The organism is Ottowia sp., from assembly GCF_046348305.1.
In the GTDB taxonomy this organism is placed as follows: Bacteria; Pseudomonadota; Gammaproteobacteria; order Burkholderiales; family Burkholderiaceae_C; genus Ottowia.
Window position 1 is genome coordinate 287,667 of sequence record NZ_JAXMEM010000006.1, and the last position, 11,231, is coordinate 298,897.

Below are 11,231 nucleotides of genomic sequence, written 5' to 3' on the forward strand. Positions count from 1 at the left end.
TGCGCAATATACACAAGCGCCAGAGCCCTGTTTGATTCAAATATTCTCATTTGATGACGGACCGCACCGTCGCCAGCAGGATGCGCAGGTCGCCCCCGATGCTGTGGTGCGCCACGTAGTCCAGGTACAGGCGCTGCTTGATCGGCATGATCTGCTCGACATAGGTGCGCTCGGGATTGTCGCTGGCGGCCAGCAGCCGCTCCTCGTCGCGAAACCCGATCGCCGCGCGGTCGGTGATGCCCGGCCGCACCGACAGGATGCGCCGGCGCGCCTCGTCGGGGTACAGCGCCATGTAGCGCGGCACCTCGGGGCGCGGGCCAACCAGGCTCATGTCGCCGGCCAGCACGTCGATGAGCTGCGGCAGCTCGTCCAGCTTGCTGCGGCGCAGCCAGCGCCCGGCACGCGTGATGCGGGCATCGCCCGAGGCCGTGATCTGCGGCCCGCTGTCGTCGTGCAGCCGCATGGTGCGGAACTTGTGGATGCGAAACAGCCGCCCGCCGCGCCCCACGCGCTCTTGCCGAAACAGCGCGGGCCCGGGCGAATCCAGCCGCACCCACAGGGCGATGGCGGCCATCAGCGGCAGCGCCACGGGCAGCAGCGCCAGCGTGATGAGCCAGTCCATCAGGCGCTTGCTCATGGGCCATCCCTGCGCGCTGCGCGCTGCGGGATTCGCGCTTGGGAGCGGCCCGGCGCGCAAACCTGACAACCCCTGCGCGCTGCGCGCTGCGGGATTCGCGCTTGGGAGCGGCCCGGCGCGCAAACCTGACACACCCTCCGCGCTGCGCGCTGCGGGATTCGCGCTTGGGGGCGGCCCGGCGCGCAAACCTGACACACCCTCCGCGCTGCGCGCTGCGGGATTCGCGCTTGGGAGCGGCCCCGCGCGCTCATGCACGCCTTTGAAACACGTGCAGGTGCACGGCATGCTGGCGCGCCAGCGGGCTGAGCGCGCAATCGAGCGCGTACAGCCCGTCGTCCACCAGCCGCCCCACGGCGCCCAGGCGCGTGGCGGCCGATGCCACGCTGAGCACGCCAAAGCCGTGGCGCTCCTGCGCGGGCGGCCAGTCCTCGCGCGCAAAAAAACGCCAGCCGTTGCGCCGCGCGCCGGCGTGGCGCAACAGCGGCTCGAGCGCGGTGCGACCGTTGTCCAGGGTCAGCAGCAGCCCGCCGGGGTTCAGGTGGCCGTCAACCACCCGCGCGATCGTGGCGTGCACGTCGGCCAGCGTCGAGTCGTGCACGCGGTGCACGCCGCCCAGCACCGACTTGAGCACGATCAGGTCCCAGCGGCCTTGCAGCGCGGTCACGTCCTGCCGCGTGTAGCGCACGCGGGCCGACTCGGCGGGCCCCAGCCGGCGCGCGTTCAGCGCCTGCACCGCGGGCAATGCGGCGGCGTCGAAGGCCGAGCATTCGACGCGATCGGCCAGCGGCAACAGCAGCGGCACCAGCGACGATCGCGGCCCCACGCCCACCTCCAGCGCGTCGCCCACGCGCAGGCCGGGATGCGCACGCAAAAAGGCGCGCCAGGGCCGCGCCCAGGCGCGCGCGCTCCAGCCAAAGCAGGCCAGCGCGGCCTTCGTGGTCACCCGCAAACCCACTCTCTCTCCGGCAAAAAGTTGGGGTGCGGGCCGGCCGGCCCATCGTGGCGCACGGCCGTATTCACCGCACCACCGCTTTCAGCGCCGCAATCACCCGCCCCTGCTCGTCATCGCTCATGGCCGTGAACAGCGGAATGCTGAACATGTGTTGATACGCCTGGTCGGCGTGCGGAAACTGCTCGGGCCGCAAGCCGTAGCGGTCGCGCCAGTACGGCTGGCGGTGCAGCGGCACGAAATGCACGCTGGTGCCGATGCCGGCGTCGGACAGGCGCTGGATCACCTCGTCGCGCGTCACCCGGGCCTCATCCGACAGGCGCAGCACGAACAGATGCCAGGCGTGGCTGTCGCCCGCCGGGGCGTCCGCGGGCAGGATCAGGGGCAGGCTCTTCAACTCGCTCAGGTAGCGCGCGGCCAGTTGCTGGCGCCGCTGCACAAAGGCGGGCAGCCGCTGCAACTGCACCCGCCCCAGCGCGGCGGCCATGTCGGTCAGGTTGTACTTGAAGCCGGGCGCCACCACCTCGTAATACCACGCCGGCGTCTTGCTGGTGAAGCGGTCAAACGCGTCGCGGCTGATGCCGTGCAGGCGCATCACCCGCATGCGCGCGGCCAGGGCATCGTCCCTCGTCACCACCATGCCGCCCTCGCCCGTGGTCATGGTCTTGTTGGCGTAAAAGCTGAACACCGTGGCGGCGCTGGGCAAGGTGCCGACCAGCGCGCCTTTGCTGCGCGTGGGCAGCGCGTGCGCGGCGTCTTCGATCACCTGCAAGCCGTGGCGTTGCGCAATGGCAAAGATCGCGCCCATGTCGCAGGCCAGGCCGCCGTAATGCACCGGCAGGATCGCGCGGGTGGCGGGCGTGAGGGCCGCCTCGATCTGCGCCGGGTCGATGTTGAGCGTGACCGGATCGACATCCACCAGCCGCGCATCGGCCCCCAGATAGCGCGCCACCTCCACCGTGGCGGTGAAGGTCAGCGTGGGCGCGATCACCTCGTCGCCCGGCCCGATGCCCGCCGCCTCCAGCGCCAGGTGCAGGCCGGCCGTGGCCGAGTTGACGGCGATGGCCTGCACGCCCCCGCCCAGATACGCCGCAAACTCCTGCTCGAAGGCGCGCGTCTCGGGCCCGGTCGTCACCCAGCCCGAGCGCAGCGCGCGCGCCACGGCCTCGATCTCGGCGTTGCCGATGTCGGGGCGGGCGAAGGGCAGAAAGGGGTTTGATTCGTTCGTCATGATGATGTCAGCGCGTCAGGCCCCTGAACCCGGAACCCGCACCGCGTCCCCGCACGATATCCCACCAGCCGCGCCAGCCGCCCAGCCCGTAGCCGATCTGATAGGCCGCGATCACGGCGGGCTGCCGCCAGGCGACCGGCCAGCTACCACTGGCCTGGCGCCCCGCCTGCGCCGACGCCAGCGCCAGATACAGGCCGTAGCAGGCTGCCAGCAACCCAAATAGCGCGGGAAACCAGGGCGCAGCACTTATGGACAAAGCGCAAGCAGCTACAAAAACCATAGGAACCAGCTGCCGCACCGAGCCCGGTTGCCCATGCTTGCGCAGCACGAACGGCCGCCAGTAGCCGTACTGGAACTGCTGGCGAAACAGCAGGCGCAGCGAATCGCGCGGTGCATACACCGAGCGGATGCGCGCGCTTTGCCAGATGCGCCCGCCGCCCCGGCGGATGCGCAGGTTGTGCTCGTCGTCCTGGTTGCGCACCAGTTGCTCGTCAAAGCTGCCAAAGCGCTCGAAGCTGGCGCGCGGCCAGCAACCCAGGTAAACCGTGTCAACCTCGCCTTCGTAAGCCGCGTCGCGCGAGCGCGCCCCGCCCACCACCCAGCGACTCTGAAACGCCGCCGCAATGGCCCGGCCCCAGGCGCCCTGCCCTTGCGCGACCCACGGCCCGCCCACGTTGTCGGCGCCGCTGCGCGCCAGCGCCGCAATGCATTCGGCCACGTAGTCGGGCGCAAAGGTGGTGTGGATGTCCATGCGCACGATCACCGCGCCCCGCGCCTGCGCCAAACAGGCGTTCAGTCCGGTGGAGACGATCAGGCCGGGGTTGTCCACCACCCGCAGACGCGCGTCCTGCGCAGCCCGCTCATCCAGCCGCGCGCGCGTGCCGTCGTCACTGGCGCCGTCGGCCACCAGCAGCTCCATCTGCCAGCCATCGGGCAGGCGCTGTGCCAGGGCGCTGTCGCAAAAGGCGTCGATGTGGGCGCGTTCGTTGCGGCAGGGAGCGATGATGCTGACCAAACGCTCCTCGCCCGGCTGCGTCGGCTCGCGGTGCAGTGGGTTGGCAACCTCATTCATCGCCCGTGCTCCGCCAGCAAGTGCCGATACGCCGCATCCACCGCATCCATTTGCACCCGCCGGTCGCCGTCCAAGGCGATGCGATCGGCGTTGCGCGCGCCCAGTGCGGCGCAGCGCGCATCATCGCGCAGCAAGCCCGCCCAGCACTGCGCCAGCGCGTGTTCATCGCCCGTCGGCACCAGCGCCTCGTCGGCCAGCCACTCGCGGTTGGCGGGCAGGTCGCTGGCGATCACCACCAGGCCGCAGGCCATGCTCTCCAGCACCGACACAGAAGTCGCATCGCTCTCGGGCACGCTGATCGACAGTTTGCAGCGCGCCAGCACCGCGGCCATGCCGGCATCATCCAGCCGGCCGTGAAACTGCACCGAATCCCGTAGCGAAAGATCGCCCACCAGCGCGCGCAAAGCCCCTTCCTGACTGCCACCGCCGAGCAGATGCAGGCGCGCATCGGAATACTGCGCCTGTACCTGAGCGAAGGCGCGCACGATGACGTCTATGCGGTAATTGGGCTCCCAACTGCGCAGGCTCACCGCTTCAAGCGCCGGCTTGTCGGCCCAGGCCGCGGGCGCAAAGCGTTCGCGCTCCACACCCCAATGGATGAGCTGCGTGGCCACGCCCGGTGCCAATTGCTGCGCCGCCTCCAGCAAGTCGCGCGAGTCGCCCGTCACCAGGCGCGCGCGGCGCAGGCTGAAGGCCGTGAGCCAGCGCTTGGCGGCGCTTTGCCGGGGCGTGACCAGCAGGTCGGTGCCCCAGGCTGTCATCACCAGCGGCTGGCGGCCGGCGCGCGCGGCCAGATAGCCATACGAGGTGACGTAATGTGCATGCACGATGTCGGGCGCCAACCGCGCCAGCGCGCGCCTGGTTTCGCCCACGCGTCCGAGCCAATCGAGCGATCGGCGCACCGGGCGCACCACGACTTGTTCGACGCCATCCATGGCCTGCGGGCGCGCCGTCACCAGCGACACACGCCAGCCGCGCGCCAACATCTCGCGTGCCCAGCGCTGCACGTGCACGCTGGTGGCGTCGCCCAGCAAGGCCAAATGCGGGGATGCCGCGCTCATGGTGCGGGCGCCGCCTGGCCTGACACTCGCGCCAGCCAGCGCTCGTAGTCGGCGCGCAACTCAGGATGCTCGGCCAGCCAGGGCGCGTCCAGCCTGCGCGTGTCGCCCACCTGGCGCGCCGGGCTGCCGGACAGCACGGCAAAGTCCGCAAACACGCCGCGCACCCGGCTGTGCGCCGCCACCAGCGTGCCATGCCCCAGCGTGCTGCCCGCCTCGATGGTGCTGTGCGGGCCGATGAAGCAGCGCTCGCCCATGGCAATCGGCGCGCGAATCACGGCCACGTCCAGCTCGGCACCCGTGAGCTGCGCCGCCACGCGCACCGCGCGGTGCGTGCTGTGGCTGACGATGCTGACGAAATTGGTCACCTGCGTGCCGCGCCCGATGCGCACGCCGGCGCTGGCCTCGATGTAGTTGAAGTGTCCGATGAACACCTCGTCCTCCAGAACCAGATCGGCTTCATGCTCGATGCAGGTGGCGGGCGAAATGCGCGTTCCGGGCAAGCTGCGCCAACCACTTCGCTCGCCAAACAGCATGCGAAAGAACAGTAAATGCCACCAGCGGCGGCGCCAGCGGTTGACGAGCGCGCGCAGCGCGGTCATGCCGACGCACCTTGCACGGGAATGTTCGGCCAGCGCGCCAGTCGCCAGAAGTACCAGCCGAAATACGGCACCATCACCGCCGACACGGCCCAGGCGCCGCCCAACAGTCCGCCCTGCCACAGGCCAGCCGCCAGTGCCGCCACAAAGGCCGCTTGCCCCGCCAGCGCCAGCCGAAACGCCCAGGCCTGCGCGCGCCAGGCCATGGTGACGACCGCGAGCGGCGCGGCCACGAAGTGCGCGGCAATGTAGGGCGCCAGGGCGCGCGCCAGTTCGCCCGCCTCGCGCCAGGGCGGCCCAAACAGGCGTTCAAACAACCACGGCCCCGCCAGCAGCAGCACGGCCATCAAACCCAGCGCCAAGGCGCCCAGCAACCCCATCACCTGCCGCACCATGCGCTGGGCCTGCGCCGGCGTTGCAGCCACAAGGCGCGGGTACAGCGCCTGCGACACGGCGCTGCCCACCAGGGTGGCCGGCGCCTTCAGGTAGCGCAGCGCCAACCCCCAGAACCCGGCCGCCGCATCGCTCGACCATGCCACCAGCAAGGCCACGGCCAGCGCGTCCTGCAAGGTCCCCAAAAACGCGTGCGGGGTGTTTATCAGCGCAAAGTCGCGGTGCTGGCGCGCCACCGTGCGCATGGGCTGGCGCAGCGCGCCGGCGGCGGGTGCCAGCACGGTCCGCCAGCCGCCCGACGGCGCCGGGCGCAACAAGCAAATGCCCGCGATCGCCTGCGCCACGATGGGCGCCAGCACCAGGGCCCAAGCGCCCTCGCGCCCTGCCGCCGCACCCTTGCACAGCGCCCAACCCAAGGCCAGTTGCAGCAACGCTGCACCACCGTATTGCACGACCCGGCTGACAGCCAGCGCCCGAAAGCACTGCGCACGGTTGGCCCACAGCATCAGCACCTGCAAGGCTCCCGCGGTCGCCACCGCGATCGGCAACCAGGCGGCAAGCTGCAGCCAACCGGCCGCGTGCAGCGCCCAGGCCAGCGGCACGCTGAGCAAAACCGCCGCCGCCAGCAGCCGCAGCGCCAGCGCCAGCAATGCGCGCGCCTCGCCCTCGTCCTGCGCCAGCGGCAAGGCCTGCTCGTAGCGCAAGCTGGCGGCCACCGCCACGGCGGCAGCCACGGTGACAAACTGGGTGTAGAGCCCAAAGGCCTCGGGCGTGAACACACGCGCAATGAAGGGCCCCACCAGCAGCGGCACCAATTGCGCCAGCGCGCCGCCGGCCAGCAGGGTCAGCGTGGCGCCCAGCAGCGTGGGTGCGCGCGCTGCGCTCACGGGACGACCCTCCGCGCTGCGCGCTGCGGGATTCGCGCTTGGGATGGTTGGCACGGGGCCGGCATGGAAGGGTGGCGGTCGAAACTAAAATGCAAGGTTTTGCACATGCAAACGTGCTGGGCGCGATTATCTCGCCCGCCGCCCCATCCCAAGCCGCCATGAACCAGCCCGCCGCCCCCGAACAAGACGAAAACAAGCTGATCGCCGAGCGCCGCGAAAAGCTCAAGGCCTTGCGCGGCGCGCAGGCTGCTGGCGGCGCGGTGGCCTTTCCCAACGATTTCAAGCCAAGAGACCGCGCGGCGCTGATCCATCAAGCGCATGGCGCTACTGAAAAAGAAGCGTTCGAGGCCGATATCGCTGCCGGCAAGAAGGTTGCCGTGACCGTGGCCGGGCGCATGATGCTCAAGCGCGTGATGGGCAAGGCCAGCTTTGCCACGCTGCAGGACGCCACCGGACGCATCCAGATCTACGTGGTGCGCGATGACGTGGGCGAGGAGGCCTATGCCGCCTTCAAGCACTGGGACCTGGGCGACATCGTGGCGGCCGAGGGCCATCTGTTCAAGACCAAGACCGGCGAGCTGTCGATTCATGCCACGTCGGTGCGCCTGCTGACCAAGAGCCTGCGGCCGCTGCCCGACAAGTTCCACGGCATGCAGGACCAGGAGCTGAAGTACCGCCAGCGCTACGTCGATCTGATCATGGACGAGGCCGCGCGTGCGCGCTTTGCTGCCCGCAGCCAAACGCTCGCCGCCATGCGCGCCTTCATGACCGGGCACGGTTTCATGGAGGTGGAGACGCCCATGCTCCACCCCATTCCGGGCGGAGCCAACGCCAAACCCTTCGTCACGCACCACAACGCGCTGGACCAGGACATGTTCCTGCGCATCGCGCCCGAGCTGTACTTGAAGCGCCTGATCGTCGGCGGCTTCGAGCGCGTGTTCGAGATCAACCGCAGCTTTCGCAATGAAGGCATCAGCGTGCGGCACAACCCCGAGTTCACGATGATGGAGTTCTATGCGGCGTACTGGAACTACCAGGACCTGATGGGCTTTACCGAGCAGTTGCTGCGCGACACGGCTCGCAAGGCCGCGGGCACGCTGCACCTCAGCTACCAGGGCAAGCCGGTCGATCTGTCCCAAGCCTTTGCGCGCCTGACCATCCGCGAAGCCATCGCCGCTCACACCGACATCGGCGCGGGCGTGGACGATGCGGCCACGCTGATCGAACGGCTCAAGAAGCTGGGCCTCACCGAAGCCAAGGACAAGCTCGGCAGCCGCAGCCTGGCCAGCCTGCAGGTGCTGTACTTCGAGGAGGTGGTGGAAGAAAAGCTGTGGCAGCCCACCTTCATCATGGAGCACCCCACCGAGATCAGCCCGCTGGCGCGCGCCAACGACGCGCGCCCCGAGGTGACCGAGCGCTTCGAGCTGTACATCACCGGCCGCGAGATGGCCAACGGCTTTTCCGAGCTGAACGACGCCGAGGACCAGGCCGCGCGCTTTGCCGCCCAGTCCAGCGCCAAGGACGCGGGCGACGAGGAAGCCATGTACTACGACGCCGACTTCGTGCGCGCGCTCGAATACGGCATGCCGCCCACCGGCGGCTGCGGCGTGGGCATCGACCGCCTGATGATGCTGCTGACGGACAGCGCCAGCATCCGTGACGTCATCTTGTTCCCGGCGCTGCGGCGCGAGGCGGGCTGAGGCGAAACGGGCGCGGCGCGCGACGATCGGCCGCAGCCCCTCACCCCCACCCTCTCCCCAAAGGGGCGAGGGAGCAACCCCAATCAGCGTTCCATCACCTCAGGGTTCAGCGGCGTCAGCGCCCTGCCCTGCGTCAGATAGCCGATCAGATTGTCGGCGGCCAGGTTGGCCATGGCCAGGCGCGTGGGGATGCTGGCGCTGGCGATGTGCGGCGTCAGCGCCACGTTGGTGCAGGCCAGCAGATCGGGATGCACGCGCGGCTCGCCCTCGAACACGTCCAGTCCGGCGGCGGCAATGCGCCCCGCGCGCAGGGCCTGGGCCAGCGCGGCGTCGTCCACCACGCCGCCGCGGCCGATGTTGACCAGGGTGGCGGTGGGCTTCATCAATGCCAGCTCGGGCGCGCCGACGTAGTGGCGCGTCTCGGGCGTCATCGGCAGCACCAGCATCACGTGGTCGGCGCGGCGCAGCAGTTCGTCCTTGGCGACGTATTCGGCTTGCACGGCAGCTTCTTCCGCGGCCGGCAGGCGGGTGCGGTTGTGATAGAGCACCTTCATGCCAAAACCCAGGGCGCCGCGCCGCGCGATGGCCTGGCCGATGCGACCCATGCCGAAGATGCCCAGCGTGCTGCCATGCACGTCCTGGCCCACCAGCATGTCGTAGGACCAGCGCTGCCAGCGACCGGCCCGCAGGTAGTGCTCGCCCTCGGTGATGCGGCGCGCGGCGGCCATCAGCAGGGCAAAGCCGCCGTCGGCGGTGGTTTCGGTCAGCACGTCGGGTGCATTGGTGGCCAGCACGCCGGCAGCCGTCATGGCCGGCACGTCGAAGTTGTTGTAGCCCACGGCCATGTTGGCGCAGATGCGCAGGTCGGGGCAGGCGGCCAGCAGGCGCGCGTCGATGCGCTCGCCGCCGGTGGTGAACACGCCTTGCTTGCCCTGCAGTTGGGCGATGAACTGATCGTGGCTCCAGGCCTCGTCATCCGCGTTGGCACTGACCTCGAAATGCGCGCGCAGCCTTTGCACCACCTCGGGGAAGATGGGGCGGGCAATCAGGACGGAAGGCTTGGGCGAAGAGGCGGACGTCATGGCCCGAGTGTAGGGCCGCGACCGGCGCGGCGCCGCTCAGCGCCCGTAAAGCCAGGGGACATCCAGCACGCGCTCGCCCAGCAGGCGGATGGAGGCATCGCGCCCCATGCGCACCACGCCTTCGGCGTGAAAGATCTGGCCGTTGCGCATGGAGCGCGCCTGCACGCGCGCCACGCGCTGCCAGCGCGCCAGGGCGTAGCGTTGCAGGCGCGTGGGCACGTCCACGGCGTCCATGGCCAGGGCTTGGGCCAGCTCGGCCGCGTCTTCGATGGCCATGCCGGCACCCTGCGCCAGATAGGGACGCATGGGGTGCGCCGCGTCGCCCAGAAGCGCCACCGCGCCGCGCGCCATGTGCGCTGCGCCATGCACGGGCGGGCGGGCGGCCAGCACCCAGCGGCGCCAGGGCTGCGGGTTCAGGCTGGCCTGCGGCACGGCGGTGATCAGGTCGCGCAAGGGGGTGCAGGTGCCGTGAAATCCACGCTCCAGCTCGGCCGCGGCGGCGCTCGAATCGTCCACGTCACCGGGACGCGCGGCGCCGCGCACGATGGCTACCACGTTCAGGGCCTGGCCGCCGCGCACGGGGTATTGCACCAGGTGCAGGCGCGGGCCGAGCCAGGCCGTGACCTGGTTGACGCGCCACGCCGCCGGCAAGGCCTGCATGCGCAGCATGGCGCGATAGGCCAGATCGCCCACGGGCTGCGGCGGGCCGTCGCGCAGCAGTTGCTGGCGCATGCCGCTAAGCAGGCCGTCGGCGCCCAGCAGCGCATCGCCCTCAATCACGGGCGTGGCGCCGGTGTGGATGCGCACGGCCGTTCCCAGGTCCTCGTACCGCAGCACGGTCTGGCCGCAATTGATGTGCACCTCGCCCGCGGCCAGGCTGGCGCGGTGCAGCAGCGCATGCAGGTCGGCGCGGTGCACGGTGGCGTAGGGCGCGCCATAGCGCGCCACCGAGCGGGCGCCCAGCGCCAGAGCTCCCAACTCGGCGCCCGTGATGGCGCTGCGCACCGTGAGGCGATCCGGAAAGGCCGCCACGGCGCGCAAGGCGTCGGCCAGCCCCCAGGCATGCAGCACGCGCGTGACGTTGGGGCCCAGTTGCAGCCCGGCGCCGACCTCGGCAAACTGCGGCGCGCGCTCGTACACGCGCACCTGCCAGCCGGCACGCGCCACGGCGCACGCGGCGGCCATGGCGCCAATGCCGCCACCGGCGATCAGCAGTTGTTGGGGTGCGCTCATGGTGTCGATTGTCACCTCGCCGCGCGACCGGCGCGCGGGCAGGCGCCGCGCTCAGTTGGCCGCTTCGCCGCTGGCTGGCTTGAGGTTGCGCGCGCTCTTGGGTGCCGCGCCCAGCAGCCTGGCCTTGAGTTCTTCATCGGCCGGTTTCGCGCCCAGCCAGATGTTGAGCAATGCCGTGAACGCCTCCTGCTCCTTGATCACCTCCACCCGCTGCGTGCAAGGCGCCGTTCAACGGCAGCGACACGCCGTCGAGCACCGCCGGGTCGGGGAAGCTGGCGGTGTCCAGGGTCACCGTCCGTGCGCCCGCGCCGCCGGCCGCCAGCGCCAGCACGGCGCATGAAGCCGCCTGCGCAAAAAATCGAAGCCACGGATGCATCACCACGCTCCTCG

Annotated in this window: 11 protein-coding genes; 1 reads left to right on the top strand and 10 read right to left on the bottom strand. The window is 70.3% G+C overall.

The window, feature by feature from the left end:
* Nucleotides 1-46 precede the first annotated feature (46 nt).
* From U1F38_RS09025 to U1F38_RS09055, 7 genes are all read right to left on the bottom strand, one after another.
* Nucleotides 47-637, bottom strand: a complete 591-nt coding sequence (locus U1F38_RS09025; RefSeq protein ID WP_409986717.1) for a sugar transferase — start codon at nt 635-637, stop codon at nt 47-49.
* Between the two features lie 247 nt (nt 638-884).
* The gene (locus tag U1F38_RS09030; RefSeq protein ID WP_409986718.1) at nt 885-1,586 is read right to left on the bottom strand and encodes a hypothetical protein; all 702 of its coding nucleotides are present in this window, start codon (nt 1,584-1,586) and stop codon (nt 885-887) included.
* A gap of 67 nt (nt 1,587-1,653) precedes the next feature.
* Nucleotides 1,654-2,817 carry a DegT/DnrJ/EryC1/StrS family aminotransferase gene (locus U1F38_RS09035; protein WP_409986719.1) on the bottom strand — a complete coding sequence of 388 codons (1,164 nt, stop codon included), beginning with the start codon at nt 2,815-2,817 and terminating at the stop codon, nt 1,654-1,656.
* Nucleotides 2,818-2,824: 7 nt separating this feature from the next.
* Nucleotides 2,825-3,889: a glycosyltransferase family 2 protein gene (locus U1F38_RS09040; RefSeq protein ID WP_409986720.1), complete on the bottom strand. Its 1,065-nt coding sequence runs from the start codon at nt 3,887-3,889 to the stop codon at nt 2,825-2,827.
* A complete protein-coding gene (locus tag U1F38_RS09045; RefSeq protein WP_409986721.1) occupies nt 3,886-4,950 on the bottom strand; it encodes a glycosyltransferase in 1,065 nt (354 codons plus the stop codon). Before U1F38_RS09045 ends, U1F38_RS09040 begins: the two co-directional genes overlap by 4 nt.
* Nucleotides 4,947-5,549, bottom strand: coding sequence for an acyltransferase (locus U1F38_RS09050; protein ID WP_409986722.1), 603 nt, complete (start codon nt 5,547-5,549; stop codon nt 4,947-4,949). Before U1F38_RS09050 ends, U1F38_RS09045 begins: the two co-directional genes overlap by 4 nt.
* Nucleotides 5,546-6,826, bottom strand: coding sequence for a lipopolysaccharide biosynthesis protein (locus U1F38_RS09055; RefSeq protein ID WP_409986723.1), 1,281 nt, complete (start codon nt 6,824-6,826; stop codon nt 5,546-5,548). The genes U1F38_RS09050 and U1F38_RS09055 overlap by 4 nt, the downstream gene beginning before the upstream one ends.
* Nucleotides 6,827-6,984: 158 nt before the next feature.
* On the opposite strand from U1F38_RS09055, the gene lysS reads away from it, so the two are divergent.
* Nucleotides 6,985-8,526: a lysine--tRNA ligase gene (lysS, locus tag U1F38_RS09060; protein WP_409986724.1), complete on the top strand. Its 1,542-nt coding sequence runs from the start codon at nt 6,985-6,987 to the stop codon at nt 8,524-8,526.
* An 83-nt stretch (nt 8,527-8,609) separates the two neighbouring features.
* On the opposite strand, the gene U1F38_RS09065 is transcribed toward lysS, so the two are convergent.
* Genes U1F38_RS09065 through U1F38_RS09075 form a run of 3 tightly spaced genes read right to left on the bottom strand, consistent with a single transcriptional unit; the run spans nt 8,610 to nt 11,048 of the window.
* Nucleotides 8,610-9,608, bottom strand: a complete 999-nt coding sequence (locus U1F38_RS09065; protein WP_409986725.1) for a 2-hydroxyacid dehydrogenase — start codon at nt 9,606-9,608, stop codon at nt 8,610-8,612.
* A 36-nt stretch (nt 9,609-9,644) separates the two neighbouring features.
* Entirely contained in the window at nt 9,645-10,841 is a 1,197-nt protein-coding gene (locus tag U1F38_RS09070) for an FAD-dependent monooxygenase (protein WP_409986726.1), read from the bottom strand.
* Nucleotides 10,842-10,892: 51 nt separating this feature from the next.
* Nucleotides 10,893-11,048: a chalcone isomerase family protein gene (locus tag U1F38_RS09075; RefSeq protein ID WP_409986727.1), complete on the bottom strand. Its 156-nt coding sequence runs from the start codon at nt 11,046-11,048 to the stop codon at nt 10,893-10,895.
* Nucleotides 11,049-11,231 lie beyond the last annotated feature (183 nt).

Excerpts from the sequence above, each read along its gene's own strand:
- U1F38_RS09025 (WP_409986717.1), bottom strand. The coding sequence starts at position 637 with ATGAGCAAGCGCCTGATGGACTGGCTCATCACGCTGGCGCTGCTGCCC.
- U1F38_RS09035 (WP_409986719.1), bottom strand. The coding sequence starts at position 2,817 with ATGACGAACGAATCAAACCCCTTTCTGCCCTTCGCCCGCCCCGACATC.
- U1F38_RS09040 (WP_409986720.1), bottom strand. The coding sequence starts at position 3,889 with ATGAATGAGGTTGCCAACCCACTGCACCGCGAGCCGACGCAGCCGGGC.
- U1F38_RS09045 (WP_409986721.1), bottom strand. The coding sequence starts at position 4,950 with ATGAGCGCGGCATCCCCGCATTTGGCCTTGCTGGGCGACGCCACCAGC.
- U1F38_RS09050 (WP_409986722.1), bottom strand. The coding sequence starts at position 5,549 with ATGACCGCGCTGCGCGCGCTCGTCAACCGCTGGCGCCGCCGCTGGTGG.
- lysS (WP_409986724.1), top strand. The coding sequence starts at position 6,985 with ATGAACCAGCCCGCCGCCCCCGAACAAGACGAAAACAAGCTGATCGCC.
- U1F38_RS09065 (WP_409986725.1), bottom strand. The coding sequence starts at position 9,608 with ATGACGTCCGCCTCTTCGCCCAAGCCTTCCGTCCTGATTGCCCGCCCC.
- U1F38_RS09070 (WP_409986726.1), bottom strand. The coding sequence starts at position 10,841 with ATGAGCGCACCCCAACAACTGCTGATCGCCGGTGGCGGCATTGGCGCC.